The sequence below is a fragment of the Ruegeria sp. P8 genome (assembly GCF_056534665.1).
Map to the genome: position 1 here is coordinate 528,502 of NZ_JBQERC010000002.1, position 19,547 is coordinate 548,048.

Consider the following 19,547-nt stretch of genomic DNA (forward strand, 5'->3'; position numbering starts at 1 on the left):
AGCCTCGACAATCGCTGCGTGCTTAATACGCTTCCGTAAGGCACGTCCCCAAAAAAACTCAGTATTCCTATGTTTCGCAGCCCGTCGCCATCGACGAAACACTGTCGGCGGATTAAACGGAACTTTGAAAAGGGAGAGATTTGTGGTACCAAAATAATAGGTTTTTCGTTTTTGGTACGAACCGCGCATTTTTCTGTTTGATCGTTACAATGAGGTTATCACAATGAAATTCGTTGTTCTCTTGAGCGCAGTCGCTACTCTTGTGAGTGTTCAATTCGTTCATGCTCAACAAGCGGTAAGATTTTCTGAAGCGCCGAAGTACACCACAACAGAATGCTCTGGGGATGGCAAAAAAAAGCTAGGTTACAAGAAACCACCGGCAAACTCCGAAGCTGGCTACAAAGCTTTGTTTGGTGTGTGGTGTGGAGCGGACGAGGCAAGTCGCACCGAGTACAGACTGGCGGTTTCCAGCGATGGCTCTGCCTTCCCAGGGAAGCAGGCACATCCTGTACTAGTGACAATGGTCACTGATACAGGGCCTAGTGAAGGTTTTGGTGTCGCAATGTTTGATACACGCCAAAAACGCTGGACTATTTTACTCGGCAAAGGCCAAACATGGGTAATGTGGCCGGAAAGTGGAGGTCGTCTTGGGATGGGGCGGGGCAACTACAGTGGCTCAAAGATCAAAATGCACAAAGGCAGCAAACAGAACTGGATTCTGCTAAGCAGAAGATAATTCGTTTTTTTCGCCCAATTCCCTGACCGATCTGGGCCTCCAGCCCTTTGAACATGAACAAAAAGGGACCGTACCGAGAAAGCGGTCCATAGTTAATCCAGCAACTGATCCTTTCGCAGACCCGCACGCTCATAATGATGCGGCAACACGCGTCCATAAAGCTGCTGCGTCCGTTCGATCCCGCCGCACATGCCTTCGGCCTCGACAAATGAAAAGATGCCCACATACCGCCGCCGCGTGCCCTTGACCGGGGCGACCCTGTGCAGGGAATAGCGGCCTTTGAATATCTGCAAATCCCCAGGTCGCAATTCCAGCCGATGAACACGCGCCGTGTTTCCATCCAGAACCGAAGCGACCTGATCGAAATTCTCATCCTCGGCTGAGCGCAGATTGGGCGCGTATTCGAATGCACCGCCCTGCTCGCCATTCTGGATCGCCAGTGTCACGGTGTAGTTGTTGGTGTCGAAATGCCAGGGAAAGCCCTGCCCCTCTTCCACGACATTGATGATCACGTCTGCCAGTGGGTCGTCGTAACGAAAGAAGCGGTCCTCAGGCTCATCCAGCGCATCCCGAATGAAGGGAAGAAATCCGCTAAACTCGTAAATCCTGCGCAGAGGACCGGAATGCGCAAAATTGTCGGCAGGAACAAACGCGTTCGAACGGTCATAGAACCGTCTGATCGGATGGGCGGCGTCGAACCGTGGGTCGTCTTTGGTGAAATAGGCATTTGTACGATTGAAAGACCGGTGTGCATTGGGCGCCACCTCGTCGGCCTCTTGCACCAAAAGCTCGATCCCTTGCGCATGTGCGAAACCCGGTAGAACCGCACATCCGTCCTGTTCCAACTCGCGCCGCAAATCCTCGATCAATCGCCTGTAAGCTGGCGAATCCGGGCGATCGATCGGATATCGTCCCAGATCTACCAGGTCCTGTAACATGCTCCGCCTCCCTCGTTTGCGACCACAAGGTCAGCGTGACCCAGACAAAACGCCGGATCATGCCAGTTTCAGACATCGGCCTGCCGCATTCAGACCTTCATAAATGTCCCACCCTCAGGAGAATGCCCACCCTTTTCCCGGAAATTCCGGGCATGCGGCAATCTGCGCAACAAAATTTCGCAAAATACCGCCATTGAGATAGAAAATTGGTAGATTTGCCTGTTGACGCTCCTCCCCCCCGACCATAATGTCCCCTGCAAGCAAAAAGGAGCCTCTGGCGATGAGAACGCTAGTCGTAATCGTAGGAACCACGCGCATGGGCCGGTAACGGTAAACCATAATCGAACCCATGCGCCTCCGAAAATTCGGGGGCTTTTTTTTGTCAAACGCAAGACACATGTCGCGAACGGAGCAAAGCAGATGACACGTGAGATGACCGGCGCAAAGATGGTGGTTCAGGCCCTCAAGGATCAGGGCGTGGACACGGTATTCGGATACCCCGGTGGCGCCGTCCTACCGATCTATGACGAGATCTTTCTGCAAAACGACATTCGCCACATTCTGGTGCGTCACGAACAGGGTGCAATCCACGCCGCCGAAGGCTATGCGCGGTCGACCGGCAAGCCGGGTGTTGCGCTTGTAACCTCTGGTCCCGGTGCCACAAACGCAGTTACCGGCCTGACCGATGCGTTGCTGGATTCGATCCCGATTGTGGTTCTGACCGGACAAGTCCCGACCTTCATGATCGGATCGGATGCCTTTCAGGAGGCCGACACTGTTGGCATCACGCGCCCCTGCACCAAACATAACTGGCTGGTAAAGGACACGAATTCGCTGGCCGAGACGCTGCACGAGGCTTTCCATGTGGCCAAATCGGGTCGTCCCGGCCCGGTTCTGATCGACATTCCCAAGGATGTGCAGTTTGCCACGGGTGAATACAACAGTCCGAAACCTTCGACCTCGCACTACCAGCCTGTGCTGAAAGGCGATCTGGAGGAAATCAACGAGCTTGTTGCAGCCATTGAGAAAGCCAAGAAGCCGGTTTTCTATACGGGCGGTGGTGTCATCAACTCTGGCCCCGCAGCCAGCCAGTTGTTGCGCGAACTGGTGGATTCCACGGGCTTCCCGATCACATCTACCCTGATGGGTCTGGGTGCCTATCCCGCGTCGGGTGAAAACTGGTTGGGTATGCTGGGGATGCACGGCCTCTACGAGGCGAACCTTGCGATGCATGGCTGTGACCTGATGATCAACATCGGCGCACGGTTCGACGACCGGATCACCGGGCGCATCGACGCGTTCTCTCCAAAGTCGAAGAAAGCCCATATCGACATTGATCCGTCTTCGATCAACAAGGTCATCCGTGTGGATATTCCAATTGTCGGCGACGTGGCGCATGTTCTGGAAGACATTCTGAAGGTGTGGAAGTCACGTGGGCGCAAGACCGAAGCAGCGGCTGTCAAGAAATGGCAGGCGCAGATCTCTGAGTGGCGTAAGATCAACTGTCTGTCCTACACCAACAGCGAAAAGTCGATCAAACCGCAATATGCGCTGCAACGGCTTGAAGAACTGACGAAAAAGCATGACCGCTATATCACCACCGAGGTCGGCCAGCACCAGATGTGGGCGGCACAGTATCTTGGGTTCGAAGACCCCAACCGCTGGATGACCTCAGGCGGGTTGGGCACCATGGGCTACGGCTTCCCCGCTTCGATCGGCGTGCAGATGGCACATCCGGACGCGCTGGTGATCAACGTCGCCGGTGAAGCCTCGTGGCTGATGAACATGCAGGAGATGGGCACGGCCGTTCAGTACCGCCTGCCCGTCAAGCAGTTCATCCTGAACAACGAACGCCTCGGCATGGTCCGTCAGTGGCAGGAACTGCTGCATGGCGAGCGCTATTCGCACAGCTGGTCCGAAGCCCTGCCCGATTTCGTGAAACTCGCCGAGGCGTTTGGCGCCAAAGGTATCCTGTGTTCCGACCCCGCCGATCTGGACGACGCGATCATGGAAATGATCAACTATGACGGTCCGGTAATCTTCGACTGTGTGGTAGAGAAGCACGAGAACTGCTTCCCGATGATCCCGTCGGGCAAGGCACATAACGAGATGCTGCTGGGCGAGGCCGAGACGCAGGGCGTGATCGACAGCAAAGGTTCGGTTCTGGTCTGATACCGTCCGAGGATTACCGCCGGGCGACCGTTGCGCCCGGCAAACACAGGATGATGAAAGGGACATAAATGTCTGCCCTACATATCAAAAAAGGCTCCAACCGCCATTCGGCCTATAACCTACGGCCTACTTTTTCGGACGTGCAGGAACGCCACACCATTGCCGTGCTGGTCGAGAACGAACCCGGTGTCCTGGCCCGTGTGATCGGTCTGTTCTCGGGGCGCGGATACAACATCGAAAGCCTGACCGTGGCCGAGGTGGATCACACAGGACACCTGAGCCGCATCACCATTGTCACCACCGGCACACCGCAGGTGATCGAACAGATCAAGGCGCAGCTGGGCCGGATCGTGACTGTCCACGACGTGCATGACCTGACGGTCGAAGGCCCTTCGGTTGAACGCGAACTGGCCATCATCAAGGTCGTGGGTGAAGGCGACAAACGCGTCGAGGCGCTGCGCCTGGCTGACATCTTCCGTGCCAATGTGGTCGACAGCACCCTGAACTCTTTCATCTTCGAGATCACCGGCGCGCCGGACAAAATCGACGCTTTTGCTGACCTGATGCGCCCGTTGGGCCTGATGGAAATCGCCCGCACCGGCGTGGCGGCCCTGCTGCGCGGCGACTGAACAATATACCCGCCTTGGGGCTTTTCCTGCATCCAAGGCGGGAGCACATCTTTAAGTTGGTGGGCATTTGCAAAATCAACCCACGCGTCCTTCTATGCGCTAAATTTGCCATAGGGTAAGCTTTTCCGGATAAAGATTAGGCATTTTCAGATAAAGCCTATTGCCATTGCGCTTTATGGCATTAGCCTCAACGCGCAACGCGACGTGGGGATACGTTGCTTGGGGTCAATCTGTACGATTTTTCACTGCGCGCCGGGGCTTGGTTCCAGTGCTGCGATGGTTTTTCAGGAATCTCAGCAAGACGTGGGCATCCATGACCAACGACATTCGCAGCCCGGCTGAAGTTCGCGCGATGTTTGGCGCGAACCTGCGGCAATTGGCACGAAGGTATCGGTCGGTCTCGGCACTGTGCCGCAAGCTTGGCGTAAATCGCACGCAATTCAACAGGTATCTTTCGGGCGAAAGTGTTCCACGGCCAGATGTTCTGGATCGCATCTGTCGGTTTTTCGACGTGGATGCGCGCATTCTTCTGAAGCCGCTGGACGAAATTGAAAAGGTCGAGGATCACGCCGCGAAAACTGCCTTGACCGAGTTTCTTGGGTCAGGTGTGGACATGATCGCCAGAACTGCGTTTTCTCCGGGGTTTTACGCCGTGATCGAAAGCGTCTCGGCCTCGCACCGTATGACCCTTCTGCACGCCCGGCCACAGGCCCAATGCACATTGATACGCGGATATGTGTCGCGCGCCGCGATGCCCGAAGCAACACCACAGGCGCGCGAAATACAAGGGATCGTCGCCTGCACCGGCAGTTCCGTCTATATGCTGACCTCTCAGCGAGCGGGTCAGAACAGTCGTGTTTATATGATTGCACCCGATCCGACGGGAACAGCAGTTCAGTGGCGCGGCACGGTCATAAGCCCGGCCAACCCTTCGACACCGGAACCCGTGGTTCTAAAATATCTCGGGCACGATGCAACGGCGATTTTCGCCGCTGCACGGTTGTCGACCAACAATCCGGCACAGTATCCCTGACCGGTTTTCTCAGGACGATGTGCCCTCGCCTTCGACTTGGGTGATTTGCCTATACAGGTGCCAACTGGCGTGGCCCAACAGTGGCAGGACCACCAGAAGGCCCAAAAACCAGGGCACCATGGCCAGAAACGTCAAAACAGCGATGATCACCCCCCAGGCAAGCATCACCGGAAAGTTCCCGGACACATAGGTAAAGCTTGCAATCATTGCCGTGACAAAATCCAACTCGCGATCCAGCAGCAGTGGGATCGACAAAACGGTGATCATATACAGAACGGTTGCGAAAACCGCCCCGACCACCGTGCCCACAGCCAGCATTGTCAGGCCATTCGCCGTCAGAAAGACCTCAAGCGAGGATGACACGTTTGTCATCGTGGCCAGCCCAAGGAACAGGGCAAAGATCATGTGCCCCAGAAAAAACCAGAACAGAAACACCACGACGATGATGGCGCAGATCGACGGCAATTGCCTACGGCTTTGTTGCAGCACGACACCAAAGATTGCGCCAAGATCCAGCGGTTCACCCTGTTCCAGCCGGTGCGACACCTCGTAAAGGCCAACAGCGGCAAACGGGCCGATCAACGGAAAGCCAATGGCTGCCAGAACCAGCCAGAAGGTTGTACCGGTCTGGATGGTGACCCATGCCATCGCCCATCCCGCAAGCACGTAGAACCCGGCAAAGATCAACCCGAACTGCGGCGCACGCCGAAAGTCGGCCCAGGCGCGCCCCAACGCGGCGCGTAGCATGGCAGTATCTACCGGACGCATGTCCGGAACGCCAAATGGCTTTTCCATTAAGTCTCCTCCCTGATCGGCGTTATGACATCGCCGGCCTCTTGTTGGGCCAGTCGGTTTCGGCGTGATAGGCCGCCCCGACCGACAGTAATTTCTGATCCGACCCTCTTGGTCCAAACAGTTGAAAGCCCATGGGCAGGCCCTGCACACCATATCCGGCGGGCGCGGCCAGACAAGGCAAGCCAATCAGGCTGACCGGTACCGTGACATGCATCCAGCGATGATATGTATCCATTGCGCGGTCCGCGATCCGGGTGGGGTAAGGTGTTTCGATCCCAAACGGCCAAACCTGTGCGGATGGCAGGACCAGGGCATCAAACTGCTCGAAGAGTTCCGCCGCGCACCGGAACCATTCTGACCGGATTACGCTGGCGTGATGCACGTCCATGGCACTCATCGTCAGACCCCGATCCAGCTCCCACTGGGCTGTGTCCTTCAGATGGTCCCGTCGTTCAGCCAAGGGTTCCAGCCCCGCAGCAACACTCCAGGATCGCAGGGTGATCCAACTGGTCCATAACCGTTCGGCATCAAAAGGCGGGACGACATGTTCAACGCGCGCGCCCCGCGCTTCGAACACCTTCATCGCATCTTGGCACAGCTCAAGAATTCCGGCCTCTGTTGGAAAGGCCCCGCCCCAATCGCCCAGCCAGCCAATGCGCAACCCGTTCAGATCTGCTGCGACCACCGGGGAAACCGGTGCGTATTCTCCGACCAATGGCAGGCGCGGATCGGGCCCCGAGATCACATCGAGCAGGACGCCCAGATCTTCAGGACTGCGCGCCATTGGACCCAATGTGGACAGCTGATGCAGGAAACTATCGCCGACCGGATCAGACGGCACCCTGCCCCAGCTTGGGCGAAAGCCGTAAACATTGTTCCAGGCCGCCGGGTTGCGCAGGCTGCCCATCATATCGGACCCGTCGGCCAATGCGACCATACCCGTCGCCAAAGCCACTGCTGCCCCACCTGATGAGCCACCGCAGGTGTAACTGGCGTCATAAGGATTGCGCGTCGCACCATAGACCGGGTTGAACGTGTGCGAGCCCAGCCCGAATTCCGGCGTATTGGTCTTGCCGATCAGGATGGCGCCCGCGGCCCGCATCCTGGCGGCAATCAGATCATCCCTGTCAGGGACGACATCCATGAAAACAGGCGATCCGTGCGACGAAACAATACCTGCCACATTGACCAAATCCTTGACCGCAATTGGCAGGCCGTGCAGCGGGCCAGTGACAGGACCGCTGTCGCGGGCCTGCGCTTCGGCCATCAGCTCGCCCTTGTCCCGCAGCGCCACGATGGCGTTCACGTCACCGTTGACTTTGGCAATGCGATCCAGCGTGGCCCGCATGACTTCTGTGGCCGAAACCTGCCGGGTAGCCAGTTGGTTCAGAAGCTCTGTGGCAGATATCCGGGTCAGGTCCATAACACGCCAGTCTGTTGTTGGTCTTCAACAGCCTAGCGAGCGGTTCACCTCATTTAAACCCACTGTTTAGATGTATCTTTTCTTGTCTCACAAACAACAGCATCACAACGCTCTGCGGTGCAATGGCAGGTTGCTGTCCCGGCCCAACCAATACCGTAGACAAAGGGCAATGGCGCCACCACTCAACACCAGCCAGACCCCACCCCACAGCATCGCGGTGCCGCCGAATTCCTCGGCCAACAGGAACGCGTCCGAGCGTGCGCCGGATCGTCGGATGGTGTCATCAAAGATATCAAACGGCACGTAGATCATGCTGGTCAGCCCGACAACGCGCAGCACCAGATCACTGACCTCGTGGCTCATGAACCACGCTGTCGCAATCATTGCCGCCCCGACGCCTGCGCAAAACAGCAAGGCGAAAGCATCGCGTATGTACAGCAGTGCGATCAGACACATGATTGCGCCGAAAACAGCCAAAACAGCCCGGTCAGCATTTGTCCTCAAGGCAATGATCAAAAGCGCAATACCAAACACAAGCGAGCCGAGATAGCCGGCGGACAGGCTGAGAAACCTGCTGCCGCCCCGGCCGATCACCATTCCGCCTTGCTGGGGTGAGATCGTGAAACTCTCGACCGAGCCGCCAGTCAATAGGATTGTCACGGCATGAGACAGCTCATGCAGAAAGACAACCAGAATTTTTAGCGGAACAACAAACGGCGTGTTCCAGAGCGCAAAGACCAGACCGGTGATCAGGATTAGCTGCCAGTGCCCTTTCAGCAGGTCCGGAAAGGAACGCTGGCGTGTCACCTTAGCTGTCGCCCTGCGCCTCGGATCGGCTTTTGCCTGCCACGTTCAGGGCCAAGGTTGCCGCCATGAATCCGTCCAGGTCCCCGTCCAGAACACCTTTGGTATCCGAGGTTTCGTGATTGGTTCGCAGATCCTTGACCATCTGATAGGGCTGCAAGACGTAAGACCGGATTTGGTTGCCCCAGCCCGCATCACCCTTAGCCTCGTGCGCCGCGTTGATATCCGCGTTGCGGCGATCCAGTTCCTGCTGGTACAAGCGCGATTTCAGGGCTTTCATGGCAATATCGCGGTTCTGGTGCTGCGACTTTTCCGAGCTGGTCACAACAATCCCGGTCGGGATGTGCGTGATCCGAACGGCCGAGTCGGTGGTGTTCACGTGCTGGCCGCCAGCCCCTGAAGAGCGGTAGGTGTCGATGCGGATATCGGCCGGGTTCACCTCAATCTCGATATTGTCGTCGACCACCGGATAGACCCAGACCGAGCTGAAAGACGTATGGCGCTTGGCTGCCGAGTCATAGGGCGAGATCCGCACCAGCCGGTGTACGCCGCTTTCCGATTTCAGCCAGCCATAGGCGTTGTGACCGGAAATCTTGTAGGCTGCGGATTTGATCCCCGCTTCTTCGCCCGGTGTCTCTGATTGCAGCTCGACCGTGTAACCCTTTTTCTCGGCCCAGCGCACATACATGCGCGCCAGCATCGACGCCCAGTCGCAGCTTTCGGTTCCCCCCGCGCCCGAGTTGATTTCGAGGAACGTATCATTGCTGTCGGCCTCACCGTCCAGCAGCGCCTCAAGCTCTTTTTTGGCGGCTCTGGCTTTCAGCGTCTTGATCGCCGCTTCGGCATCCTGAACGACTTCTTGGTCTTCCTCCATCTCGCCCAACTCGATCAGTTCGATATTGTCGTTGAGGTCGGTCTTGATGGATTCATACGTCTCGATTGCATCGACCAGCATCTGCCGCTCGCGCATCAGTTTCTGCGCGTTTTCAGGGTTATCCCAAAGGTTGGGGTCTTCGACGCGCGCGTTGAACTCCTCAAGGCGATGCGGTGCGGTTTCATAGTCCATACGCTGCGCCAGCAGCTCCAGTGACTTTTTGATATCCGCCACGATGTTCTGGGTTTCGGCGCGCATGGTCTTGTCCCAACTTGCTCAATCAGGCCTGCGTGATAGCAAGAGGTGCGAGACACCACAAGACAGGCTGGATGCTGAAACAGCTATCGTGCTTTCAATCAGAAAGATGCGCAATCGCCCGAATTTCCACCAGCGCCCCTTCCCGTCGCAATCCCGCAACTTCAACTGCGGTCCAGGCCGGGTAAGGCGCGGTCAGAACCTCAAGGCGCACGCGGTCAAACAAGTCGAAATGATCTCGCATTTCAACATGGTAGGTCGTCATCTCGACCACTGCATCCAATCCAAGGTCGGCTTCCTTCAAGACCTCTGCAATCTTTGCAAAGGCGTTTCGGAATTGTTCTTCCGGATCGCTTGGCATCGAGCCGTCCGCCGCGCTTCCGGTCATGCCGGTGAGAAACACGTGCTGGCCCGAGAGGACGCCCGGTGAAATGCGCAACTGTCCGGGCGCCCCCAGCAAAGAATGCGGAATCAGCGGGGTTTTAGCCAATTGGAACGCGCCTTATCAGTAAAGCCCACCGGTGCTCAGGTCCCCTTGGGAAGCTTTCGGACCAACGGTCACGGTCTGGCCCGTCGACGTCTGAACCTGTACACCCGCGCGCTGGACTTCTTCAAACAATGGCAGGTCCGATCCGATGGCAAAACCACCATCATAGACACGGTCGATAAAACCATCGACGCCGTCGCGGAAGAATTCGGCCACAACATAGTCACCGGTGGCATCATCGGGCAGACGGGCACCGCTGAAGCGGTCGATCTTGATGAAATGGCCGCCTTCGGGCACTTCGAACGGACCGCCGCCGTATTTTTCGACCGCTTTTTCCATGAAGCTCTGGAACACAGGGCCACACAGCGTGCCACCATAGGCCCCACGTCCCATCGGACGCGGTCGATCATAACCGATGTAGCAACCGGCCACGATATTCGACGTAAAGCCGATGAACCACGCATCCTTGGAGTCGTTGGTGGTTCCGGTTTTGCCCGCTGTTGGCACGGGCAGATTCACAACGCTGGATGCCGTCCCGCGATCGACCACACCCTTCATCATCGATGTCAGCTGATAGGCGGTGATCGCATCCATGACCTGCGCGCGATCCGTGACAAGGGTGGGCGATTCATCTGGTTCCAGCCAGGTCGAGTTACAGTCCAGACACTGACGGTCATCGTGGCGATAGATGGTTTTTCCGAACCGGTCTTGAATGCGGTCGACCAGAGTGGGTTCCACACGCTGGCCGCCATTGGCGAACATCGCATAGGCCGCGACCATCTTGTAAAGCGTGGTTTCTTCGGCCCCCAGCGAGTTGGCCAGAAACGCGCCCATCCGGTCATAGACACCGAACCGTTCCGCATAGCCGGCAACGACGGGCATTGTAACTTCCTGCGCCAGACGGATGGTCATCAGGTTCCGCGACTGTTCGATCCCAGTACGCAAAGGAGTTGGACCGTAGAATTTGTTGGAAGAGTTCTTGGGGCGCCACAGACCCTGCGGCGTGTTCACTTCGATGGGTGCATCGACAACGATGGTCGCGGGGCTGTATCCGCTATCCAGCGCAGCAGCATAGACAAACGGCTTGAACGACGATCCCGGCTGACGCTGTGCCTGTGTGGCCCGGTTGAACACGGTATCCTGATACGAGAACCCGCCCTGCATCGCCAGAACACGACCCGAGTTCACATCCATCGCGACAAAGCCGCCTTGTACCTCGGGCACCTGGCGCGCCGACCACTGCCCATCTTCACCCGCAACGACAAAAATGACGTCACCGCGCTTGAAGTTGGCCGCAAAATCACCCTGCATCCACTTGATGTCCGCGCGCGGGATAGTCCCATCGGCAGGACCTTCTTCGACACCAACGGTCAGTTGCTGGTCGGTCACGCCCAGAACCACGGCGGGATACCAACGGGTTGGCAGAATAACGTCGCGCGGAATTTCCATGGCCGCCAGCGCCTCGCGCCATTGCGCCTCATCCGCCAGTTTTTCTTCCGGGATCACGTCACCTGTTCCGCGCCATTTGCCACGGGAGCGGTCGTATTTCTCAAGCGCCTCGCGCAGGGCCCGTGCGGCCTCAACCTGCATTTCCTCATCCACCGATGCACGCACGGTGAAGCCGCCGGTAAAGAACTCGCCCTCACCAAAATCTTCGCTCAGCTGGCGACGGATTTCATCGGTGAAATAGTCGCGGGGCGGCAGGGCCGTACGGAAGCTTTCAAAATCTCCGTTCTGGACCGAGCGCAGAGGCAATTCGACCTCGGCCTCATAAGTCGCCTGATCGATGTAACCGTTCTGCTGCATCTCGCGTAACACGTAATTGCGGCGGGCCAGAAGGCGCTCTTTTTGCCAAACGGGGTGGTAATCTGACGGCGCTTTGGGCATGGCAGCCAGCATGGCGGCCTCATGCGGGGCCAGTTCCTGGAGGGTCTTGTTGAAATAGGTCTGCGCGGCGGCAGTCACACCGTACGAGTTCTGGCCCAGAAAGATCTCGTTCATATAAAGTTCGAGGATCTGTTCCTTGTCCAATGTATCCTCGAGCCGGGTCGCAAGAATGATTTCCTTGATCTTGCGCTCGGCCCGGCGGTCACCGGACAGCAGAAAGTTCTTCATGACCTGCTGCGTGATGGTCGACGCACCGCGTACGGTTTCGCCCTTGGTCCGCACCGCCTCGACCCCGGCGGCAATGATGCCGCGCGGGTCATAGCCCTGATGGTTGTAGAAATTCTTGTCTTCCGCCGAAATAAACGCCTGCTTCACCAGATCCGGGATTTCCTCGGACGGGGTGAACAGGCGGCGTTCCTGCGCGAATTCATCGATCAGCTTGCCTTCACCCGAATAGATCCGGCTGATTGTGGGTGGTTTGTACTGTGCCAGCGACTCGTGGCTGGGCAGGTCGCGCCCATACATCCAGAACACCGCGCCGATCACCAGCGCGGCCATGAAAATACCCAATGTCACGAGGCTGAAAATCGCCCCGAAAATCGAAAGAATAAACCGGATCACGTTACTGCCTTTTTCTCGCGGTGCCGCCTATATAGTGATGCGCCGCCCAAGGGTCAAAACACCGAGCGTATTCTAGCCGTTTTGCGCCGCAAGGTCACTGGCCAATAAGGGATTTGCGGATCACATCCTGCTGGCGCCAATCTTCAAGCCCCCGATGAATTCCCAGCGCCATTCTCGCCCGCCAATCAGGATCATTGAGGTTCTTCAGGTCTCTGGGGCTGGACAGAAACCCAAGCTCGACCAGAACCGACGGGATGTCCGCCGCCTTGAGCACTGAAAAAGACGCGGTACGCAAGGGTTTGCCGTTCATCGGCCCCCCTTGTTGTGCCAGACCGTTTGCAATGGCCTTGGCCAGCGCGCTTGTGCGTGGCATCGTTTCCTGACGGGCCATGTCCAGCAGAACATCCGTGATCTGATCATCTGCCCCGTTCAGATCGACACCGGAAATCAAATCCCCGCGGTCGTGCCGTTCCGCCAGCTTCGCACTGGCCACATCGGAGGCATCGTTGGACAGGGTATAAACCACCGCACCATGCGCCCGCCCTTCGGACAGGGAATCAGCGTGCAGCGAAATGAACAGGTCCGCACCGGCCCGGTGCGCCAGCGCAATTCGGCGCTCCAGCGAGACGAACTGATCGTCGACCCGTGTCAAAACCACCTCGTACCCGCCTGATCTTAGTAGGATTTCGCGCAGCTCACGCGCGAAAGTCAGCATAAGGGTTTTTTCATCAATCGCGTCAGTCTCGGCCCCCGGATCAATGCCTCCGTGGCCCGGATCCAGCATGACACGCAAGGGTCGGTCGGCACTGCGCACCGCGGCTTGCGGCACATCCGCCGGTTCCGGCAAGTCCCAGCCCGGGTTTCGCGGCGCACCTGCCGAGGCGTTGAAAGCATCGAAATCCGTCCCCTTGAGGTCGAGCGACAACAATGCAGCCCCCGAATCCTCTGCCACCGACATTTCTGCTTTCGTCACTGCCATCGGTGCCCCCAGTTCCAGCACCAGACGTGACCAACCCGGAACATATGCGCCGAACTGCACGCCGCTGATGCGATTGGATTGCAGGAAATCTTCGCGGGTCAGCCCGGCCCAATCCACTTCGTTGAAGTCCAGAACCATACGGTAGGGATCCTGCAAGGTGAAAATCCTGTAGGGAACGCCCTGACTGAGGGCGATGTCCACCCGAACACCGGTACGCCCGACATCCGTAATACGGCTCTGGTCAGGCTGGACACGCGCCAACGCGCTGAAATCCTGCGCAATGGCACCACCAGCCAACGCCCAACACAGCGCAATGCTAAAGAAGATCCTGCTCATGGCCTCAAGTTATCCCGAGATCGTTTGTCCGGCACCCTATACCACAAGGGGCGGTTTGTGAACGGCTCAGGCCGGTTCCCTGACTGCGCCGCGCCGCGTCATAAACAGGCGCAAACGCTCAAGCCCTTCCTGAATGTCATCCGTCGCGCGCGCATAGGAAAATCGCAATGTGGTATGGCCGCGCTGTGGGTCAAAATCCAGCCCAGGTGTCACGGCCACACCGGCATGCTCCAGAATCTCGGCCGCAAATGCGCGGCTGTCATCGGTCAGATCAGACACATCGGCATAGACATAAAACGCCCCGTCGGGTGGCGCGATGTTCGAAAACCCGGCTTTGGGCAGCCCGTCCAGCATCAGCGCGCGATTGCGGCGGTACACGTCCAGATTGGCTTGCAATTCGTCATCGCAATCCATGGCAGCCAGCGCTGCGACCTGACTGGCATGGGGGGCGCAGATGAACATGTTCTGAGCGATCCGTTCGACCACGCGCACCTGATCCTCGGGCACCACCATCCAGCCTACGCGCCATCCGGTCATCGAAAAGTACTTCGAGAATGAGTTGATCACATAGCATTCATCTGTCAGTTCCAGCGCCGTCACGGCCTTGGCTTCGTATTCCAGCCCGTGGTAAATCTCGTCACTGATGAACGACGCGCCCTGCCCGTGCGCCGCCTCGATCAGGGCGCCCATGGCGGCCCGGTCCAACATCGTACCGGTCGGATTTGCAGGTGAGGCCACCATCAGCCCCTTCAGATCCATCCCCTGAATATCCGCCGCCACGGGCTGCAACCTGTTTTCCGGCGCGGTCGGCAGGTCGACCGGAACCAGACCCAGTGCCTTCAGGATCTGGCGATAGGACGGATAGCCGGGCGCGCCGATACCGACACGGTCGCCACTGTCGAACAATGCGGTAAAGGTCAGCAGGAATCCGCCGGACGAGCCAGGTGTGATCACCACCCGCTCGGGGTTCAGATCGACATTGTACCAATCGCCATAAAGCCGGGCGATCCGCTGCCTCAGGGCGGGCAGACCCAGAGCAACCGTATATCCCAGCGGGCCTTGCTCCATCGCCGTGGCCAAAGCTTCGGTTGCACCCTTGGGCGCGCCGGTTCCGGGCTGGCCGACTTCCATGTGGATCACGTGGCGACCCGCTTCTTCGGCCTTGCGTGCCGCCTCCATCACATCCATCACGATGAAGGGATCGACCCCGGACCGGGTTGAGTTTCTCATGCCCATCTCCCATGTTGCAGTCATGGCTTTTGAGCGCGTATCCCGGTTGGCGTCAATCCCGGCCCTGATGGTTGCCGTTGTCGTCTGGCTGGCGGCAGCGATGCAATCGCACGCGCAAAGCCTGATCCGCGACCCTGATATCGAACATGGCCTGCGTGAACTGGCCTTTCCGGTGTTGCGGGCTGCGGGGCTGAACACGAACCGGGTTCAGATTCTGGTCGTCAACGACAACACGTTCAACGCATTCGTCATCGACTACAACGCGATCTATGTGAATTACGGGCTGATTCTGACCGTCGAAAGCCCCGAGATGTTGCAGGCTGTCATCGCGCACGAGGCCGCCCATATCTCGAATGGTCATCTGGCGCGGCGGGCTGAGAACCTGAAAGCCGCGCAGCGCAACGCCAGTCTCGGCACGGCATTGGCCCTGCTGGCAGCTGCGGCGGGTGGGGGCGAGGCCGCCATCGGAATTGCCGCTGGCACCCAAGGCGCGGCAATTCGCGGTTTTCTGGGTCACACCCGCGCAGAAGAGGCATCCGCCGACCGCAGTGCGGCAAGTTACCTGCGATGGGCCGAAATCTCACCCAGCGGGATGGTGGAACTGCACCGGAAGTTCGCCGGTCAGGAACTGCTGAGTGTCGCCAATCAGGACCCCTATATGCGCTCACACCCAACAAGCCGTGATCGTCTGCGCGCCGCCGAGGCGTTCCTGGACGAGTTTGGTGACCGCGCCGTTCCAAACCCCAATTCGGATTACTGGTTTGCGCGGGTTAAAGGTAAGCTGTCGGCCTTTCTGCGGTCACCCAGTTGGACCTTGCGGCGTGCCGGTGAAGAACCCTATCGCGACATCCGCCTGATGCGAGAGGCTTCGGCCTATCATCAGAACCGTGATCTGTCCCGCGCCCGTGCCGCGATAGACGCGGCACTTGCCGAACGTCCTGATGACCCGTTCTACTACGATCTGAAAGGACAAATCCTGTTGGAAAACAGAAAGGTAAGCGAGGCTGTTAACGCTTACGCAAGCGCTGTTGAAATGGCCCCGAACAATGCGTTGATCCTTGCGGGCTATGGGCGCGCCCTGCTGGCGCAAGGGGAAACAAAACAGGCATTGAATGCATTGGAACAGGCGCGTGCGCGCGACTTTCGTAATGCACGCCTGATGCAAGACCTGGGTGTGGCTTATGCACAGGTCGGAAATAACGGTATGGCTTCGACCGTGACGGCAGAGCGTTATGCGCTGCAAGGTCGGATGGAGGATGCCGGAATTCACGCGAAACGGGCCGTGGCGCAATTGCCCGAAGGCTCTCCGGGTTGGCAAAGGGCACAAGACGTGTTGATTGCCTCAGAACGACTCAAGAAAGATAAAAGGAAACGGAAATGATCCTCAGACATGCTGCACCTGCCCTTCTGGGGCTTTCCATGGCGGCGACCTCAGCACAGGCGCTGGACCTGAACGCGATGAATGATGCCGAAAAGGCAGAGTTTGGCGCTCAGGTACGCGAATACCTGCTGGAAAACCCCGAAGTCATTATCGAGGCAATCAATATCCTCGAACAGCGAAATGCAGTGGCCGAAGCGGCCGCCGACAAAGAACTGGTCGCCGCCAATGCGGCCGAACTGTTCGACGATGGCTATAGCTGGGTCGGCGGCAACCCGGATGGCGATATCACGCTGGTCGAATTCATGGACTACCGCTGCGGCTATTGCCGCCGTGCGGTGCCCGAAGTGGCAAACCTGCTGGCCAGCGACGGCAATATCCGGTTTGTGATCAAAGAGCTGCCAATTCTGGGCGACGCATCTGTTTTGTCCTCGCGCTTTGCAGTGGCCACCAAACACGTCGCTGGTGGTGACGCCTATAAACAGGTTCACGATGCCCTGATGGCCTTCAACGGCGAACCGTCCGAAGTTACCCTGCGCCGCATCTCAGACGGGCTGGGCCTGGACAGCGACGCGATCATCGCCGCGATGGACAGCGACAGCGTCACGGATGAGATCAGCCGCACCCGTGCCCTGGCGCAACGGATGCAGATTTCGGGCACGCCCTCATTCGTGTTGGGAACCGAGTTGCTGCGCGGCTATCTGCCCGCCGATCAGATGCAGCAGATTGCAGATGGCGTTCGCGCAGAACAGGGTTGATAGGTATTGGGGGCGGCACAGCTGCCCCCAGACAAAAAGGCGGACTGATCACTGACCTCAGCCGTCTACCGGTTCCACGGCCCTTTGATAGAGATGCCACGTGGTATGGCCAAGGATCGGCAAGGTAAAGATCAAGCCCATAAACGCCGGAACCATCGACAATAACATTGTGACCGAGATGATCGCTGCCCAGCCGAGCATGACCACAGGGCTTTCCGAGACGACGCGTAAAGACGTCAACATGGCTGAAACGAAATTTGTCTCCCGGTCCAGAAGCATAGGCATGGCGACGACAGTGACCGAAAACAGGACAGCCGACAGGAACGCCCCGACACAGGTGCCGATTGCAAGGAATGTCCAACCCTGCGGAGTGAACAAGATGATGTTCAAGAATCCGTCAAAATCCGAAAAGGATGAATTCTGCAGGATGATCGCAAGCCAAAGCCGGACCTGATAAACCCAAACCCAGAAAATGAACAGCGTGACAAAGGCCATCCAGCCCATTTCGCGCTTGCGTTGATCGGCCATGACAGTGAGGATTTCATACCAACCAAAACTCTCGCCCTTCTGTAACCGCCGGGACATCTCATAAAGTCCTGCAGCGGCGAAAGGCGCGACCAGAGGAAATCCGACAATCGCAGGAATGATCATCCAGATCTTGCCAAGCCAGACCAAGCTCCAGACCATCAGGATTCCGAAAGCTGCATAGAAAAGCCCGAAGAAACCGCTCATGAAGGGGCGCGCCAGAAAATCGGAAAACCCAGCTTTCAGTGACGCCTTTATATCATCCGAAGTAACCCGAATGACATTGGGCATGGCCTGTTGGTCTGGCGTCAGGTTCTCAGGTGGCGTAGGGCCTGCGGTCTTGGATGTCATGACACACTCCTCCCAAAGCATGGGTCCGCGCGGGTCTGTTTACCGACAGAACCGGCGGCGAAACAGGCATCGTTCAGTCACGAAACAAGTTTGCAACAGCTCAGGCATCAGGGCAAGGGATGAGTAAGGTCGCTATGCCTGCCTTACCGACACAGCCAACCCCACACTACTCTGCGGCTTCCGCAGCCGCATCCAGTTCCGCGGCTTTCTGTTCGACCTGTTCCACGATGTGGTCGATCATCTGATCGTTGGACATCTTGTGGCTGGCCTTGCCTGCCAGATAGACCATCCCGGACCCTGCCCCGCCACCGGTAAACCCGACATCGGTCATCAACGCCTCGCCCGGTCCGTTGACCACGCAGCCGATGATCGACAGGCTCATCGGTGTCTTGATGTGTTCCAGACGGCGTTCCAGCGCCTCGACGGTCTTGATGACGTCAAACCCCTGCCGTGCGCAGGACGGGCATGAGATGATGTTGACGCCCCGGTGGCGCAGACCAAGGGACTTGAGGATTTCAAAGCCGACCTTCACCTCTTCCACCGGATCGGCAGACAGGCTGACGCGGATCGTGTCGCCGATCCCCATCCACAGCAGGTTGCCCAACCCGATGGCAGATTTGATGGTGCCGGACACCAGTCCGCCCGCCTCGGTGATACCCAGATGGATGGGCGCATCAGTGGCTTCGGCTATGCCCTGATATGCGGCGGCGGACAGGAAAACGTCGCTGGCCTTCACACTGATTTTGAACTCATGAAAATCATTGTCCTGAAGGATGCGGATATGTTCCAACCCGCTTTCGACCATCGCTTCGGGGCACGGCTCGCCATATTTCTCAAGCAGGTGCTTTTCCAGACTGCCCGCATTCACGCCTATCCGGATCGAGCAATTGTGGTCGCGCGCGGCCTGAATGACTTCTTTCACCCGGCGTTCATCGCCGATGTTGCCGGGATTGATGCGCAGACAGGCAGCGCCTGCCTCGGCCGCCTCGATACCACGGCGATAGTGAAAATGGATGTCCGCAACGATGGGCACCGGGCTTTCGCGCACGATCTCTTTCAATGCCTTAGCCGAAGCCTCATCGGGGACTGAAACGCGCACGATATCCGCGCCAGCCTCCGCCGCGGCCTGAACCTGCGCCACCGTTGCCGCCACATCGGTGGTCAGGGTGTTGGTCATGGTCTGAACAGCGATCGGGGCATCGCCCCCGACAGGGACGTTGCCGACCATGATTTGACGGGATTTACGACGATAAATGTCGCGCCAGGGGCGCACGTGATTAAGGGACATAAGGACGGATCCGCGTCTGCCTGAGTTGCGACAGTAGATAGTCCGGCA

The 19,547-nt window shown here is 58.0% G+C and carries 18 protein-coding genes; 6 read left to right on the forward strand and 12 right to left on the reverse strand.

What is annotated here, in order from left to right; translation table 11 throughout:
* Positions 1-223 precede the first annotated feature (223 nt).
* The gene (locus tag ACR0BZ_RS06025) at positions 224-736 is read left to right on the forward strand and encodes a hypothetical protein (RefSeq protein ID WP_480919709.1); all 513 of its coding nucleotides are present in this window, start codon (positions 224-226) and stop codon (positions 734-736) included.
* A 92-nt stretch (positions 737-828) separates the two neighbouring features.
* On the opposite strand, the gene ACR0BZ_RS06030 is transcribed toward ACR0BZ_RS06025, so the two are convergent.
* Positions 829-1,674 (reverse strand): HalD/BesD family halogenase, encoded by an 846-nt coding sequence (locus ACR0BZ_RS06030; protein WP_480919710.1) that lies wholly within the window; start codon positions 1,672-1,674, stop codon positions 829-831.
* A gap of 114 nt (positions 1,675-1,788) precedes the next feature.
* On the reverse strand, positions 1,789-2,025 hold the full coding sequence (locus ACR0BZ_RS06035) for a hypothetical protein (RefSeq protein WP_480492699.1): 237 nt from the start codon (positions 2,023-2,025) through the stop codon (positions 1,789-1,791).
* Positions 2,026-2,094: 69 nt separating this feature from the next.
* Here ACR0BZ_RS06035 and ACR0BZ_RS06040 point away from each other — a divergent pair, with 69 nt between their 5' ends.
* The 3 genes from ACR0BZ_RS06040 (at position 2,095) to ACR0BZ_RS06050 (ending at position 5,508) form a co-directional block, all read left to right on the forward strand.
* Positions 2,095-3,846: an acetolactate synthase 3 large subunit gene (locus tag ACR0BZ_RS06040; RefSeq protein WP_480919711.1), complete on the forward strand. Its 1,752-nt coding sequence runs from the start codon at positions 2,095-2,097 to the stop codon at positions 3,844-3,846.
* Positions 3,847-3,914: 68 nt separating this feature from the next.
* Positions 3,915-4,475, forward strand: coding sequence for an acetolactate synthase small subunit (gene ilvN, locus ACR0BZ_RS06045; protein ID WP_209503637.1), 561 nt, complete (start codon positions 3,915-3,917; stop codon positions 4,473-4,475).
* Positions 4,476-4,788: 313 nt separating this feature from the next.
* Entirely contained in the window at positions 4,789-5,508 is a 720-nt protein-coding gene (locus ACR0BZ_RS06050) for a helix-turn-helix domain-containing protein (protein WP_480919712.1), read from the forward strand.
* Positions 5,509-5,517: 9 nt separating this feature from the next.
* Here ACR0BZ_RS06050 and ACR0BZ_RS06055 read toward each other — a convergent pair whose 3' ends face one another.
* The 8 genes from ACR0BZ_RS06055 to ACR0BZ_RS06090 all read right to left on the reverse strand — a co-directional run bounded on the left by ACR0BZ_RS06055 (position 5,518) and on the right by ACR0BZ_RS06090 (position 15,199).
* Positions 5,518-6,303, reverse strand: a complete 786-nt coding sequence (locus ACR0BZ_RS06055; protein WP_480553751.1) for a DUF2189 domain-containing protein — start codon at positions 6,301-6,303, stop codon at positions 5,518-5,520.
* Between the two features lie 22 nt (positions 6,304-6,325).
* A complete protein-coding gene (locus ACR0BZ_RS06060; protein ID WP_480919713.1) occupies positions 6,326-7,726 on the reverse strand; it encodes an amidase in 1,401 nt (466 codons plus the stop codon).
* 102 nt (positions 7,727-7,828) lie between these two features.
* Positions 7,829-8,533: a M50 family metallopeptidase gene (locus ACR0BZ_RS06065; protein WP_480538082.1), complete on the reverse strand. Its 705-nt coding sequence runs from the start codon at positions 8,531-8,533 to the stop codon at positions 7,829-7,831.
* A 1-nt stretch (position 8,534) separates the two neighbouring features.
* Positions 8,535-9,662, reverse strand: a complete 1,128-nt coding sequence (prfB, locus tag ACR0BZ_RS06070) for a peptide chain release factor 2 (protein ID WP_267364019.1) — start codon at positions 9,660-9,662, stop codon at positions 8,535-8,537.
* A gap of 94 nt (positions 9,663-9,756) precedes the next feature.
* Positions 9,757-10,149: a RidA family protein gene (locus tag ACR0BZ_RS06075; RefSeq protein ID WP_480919714.1), complete on the reverse strand. Its 393-nt coding sequence runs from the start codon at positions 10,147-10,149 to the stop codon at positions 9,757-9,759.
* Between the two features lie 15 nt (positions 10,150-10,164).
* Positions 10,165-12,654, reverse strand: coding sequence for a penicillin-binding protein 1A (locus ACR0BZ_RS06080; RefSeq protein ID WP_480504792.1), 2,490 nt, complete (start codon positions 12,652-12,654; stop codon positions 10,165-10,167).
* Positions 12,655-12,748: 94 nt separating this feature from the next.
* Positions 12,749-13,969 (reverse strand): N-acetylmuramoyl-L-alanine amidase, encoded by a 1,221-nt coding sequence (locus ACR0BZ_RS06085; protein WP_480485332.1) that lies wholly within the window; start codon positions 13,967-13,969, stop codon positions 12,749-12,751.
* A 66-nt stretch (positions 13,970-14,035) separates the two neighbouring features.
* Complete coding sequence (locus tag ACR0BZ_RS06090; protein ID WP_480830608.1) at positions 14,036-15,199, reverse strand: pyridoxal phosphate-dependent aminotransferase; 1,164 nt, start codon at positions 15,197-15,199, stop codon at positions 14,036-14,038.
* On the opposite strand from ACR0BZ_RS06090, the gene ACR0BZ_RS06095 reads away from it, so the two are divergent.
* Together ACR0BZ_RS06095 and ACR0BZ_RS06100 are read left to right on the forward strand one after the other, a co-directional pair.
* Positions 15,198-16,580, forward strand: a complete 1,383-nt coding sequence (locus tag ACR0BZ_RS06095) for a M48 family metalloprotease (protein WP_480919715.1) — start codon at positions 15,198-15,200, stop codon at positions 16,578-16,580. The genes ACR0BZ_RS06090 and ACR0BZ_RS06095 overlap by 2 nt on opposite strands.
* Positions 16,577-17,335: a DsbA family protein gene (locus tag ACR0BZ_RS06100; RefSeq protein ID WP_480558133.1), complete on the forward strand. Its 759-nt coding sequence runs from the start codon at positions 16,577-16,579 to the stop codon at positions 17,333-17,335. Before ACR0BZ_RS06095 ends, ACR0BZ_RS06100 begins: the two co-directional genes overlap by 4 nt.
* Before the next feature lie 57 nt (positions 17,336-17,392).
* Here the strand turns inward: ACR0BZ_RS06100 and ACR0BZ_RS06105 are convergent, their stop codons facing one another.
* Complete coding sequence (locus tag ACR0BZ_RS06105; RefSeq protein ID WP_480919716.1) at positions 17,393-18,211, reverse strand: DUF2189 domain-containing protein; 819 nt, start codon at positions 18,209-18,211, stop codon at positions 17,393-17,395.
* Positions 18,212-18,377: 166 nt separating this feature from the next.
* Positions 18,378-19,499: a flavodoxin-dependent (E)-4-hydroxy-3-methylbut-2-enyl-diphosphate synthase gene (gene ispG, locus ACR0BZ_RS06110; protein ID WP_480558137.1), complete on the reverse strand. Its 1,122-nt coding sequence runs from the start codon at positions 19,497-19,499 to the stop codon at positions 18,378-18,380.
* Positions 19,500-19,547: the final 48 nt, after the last annotated feature.

Excerpts from the sequence above, each read along its gene's own strand:
- ACR0BZ_RS06060 (WP_480919713.1), bottom strand. The coding sequence starts at position 7,726 with ATGGACCTGACCCGGATATCTGCCACAGAGCTTCTGAACCAACTGGCT.
- ACR0BZ_RS06035 (WP_480492699.1), bottom strand. The coding sequence starts at position 2,025 with ATGGGTTCGATTATGGTTTACCGTTACCGGCCCATGCGCGTGGTTCCT.
- ACR0BZ_RS06085 (WP_480485332.1), bottom strand. The coding sequence starts at position 13,969 with ATGAGCAGGATCTTCTTTAGCATTGCGCTGTGTTGGGCGTTGGCTGGT.
- ACR0BZ_RS06030 (WP_480919710.1), bottom strand. The coding sequence starts at position 1,674 with ATGTTACAGGACCTGGTAGATCTGGGACGATATCCGATCGATCGCCCG.
- ilvN (WP_209503637.1), top strand. The coding sequence starts at position 3,915 with ATGTCTGCCCTACATATCAAAAAAGGCTCCAACCGCCATTCGGCCTAT.
- ACR0BZ_RS06100 (WP_480558133.1), top strand. The coding sequence starts at position 16,577 with ATGATCCTCAGACATGCTGCACCTGCCCTTCTGGGGCTTTCCATGGCG.
- ACR0BZ_RS06040 (WP_480919711.1), top strand. The coding sequence starts at position 2,095 with ATGACACGTGAGATGACCGGCGCAAAGATGGTGGTTCAGGCCCTCAAG.
- ispG (WP_480558137.1), bottom strand. The coding sequence starts at position 19,499 with ATGTCCCTTAATCACGTGCGCCCCTGGCGCGACATTTATCGTCGTAAA.
- prfB (WP_267364019.1), bottom strand. The coding sequence starts at position 9,662 with ATGCGCGCCGAAACCCAGAACATCGTGGCGGATATCAAAAAGTCACTG.
- ACR0BZ_RS06095 (WP_480919715.1), top strand. The coding sequence starts at position 15,198 with ATGCCCATCTCCCATGTTGCAGTCATGGCTTTTGAGCGCGTATCCCGG.
- ACR0BZ_RS06025 (WP_480919709.1), top strand. The coding sequence starts at position 224 with ATGAAATTCGTTGTTCTCTTGAGCGCAGTCGCTACTCTTGTGAGTGTT.
- ACR0BZ_RS06090 (WP_480830608.1), bottom strand. The coding sequence starts at position 15,199 with ATGAGAAACTCAACCCGGTCCGGGGTCGATCCCTTCATCGTGATGGAT.
- ACR0BZ_RS06055 (WP_480553751.1), bottom strand. The coding sequence starts at position 6,303 with ATGGAAAAGCCATTTGGCGTTCCGGACATGCGTCCGGTAGATACTGCC.
- ACR0BZ_RS06050 (WP_480919712.1), top strand. The coding sequence starts at position 4,789 with ATGACCAACGACATTCGCAGCCCGGCTGAAGTTCGCGCGATGTTTGGC.
- ACR0BZ_RS06105 (WP_480919716.1), bottom strand. The coding sequence starts at position 18,211 with ATGACATCCAAGACCGCAGGCCCTACGCCACCTGAGAACCTGACGCCA.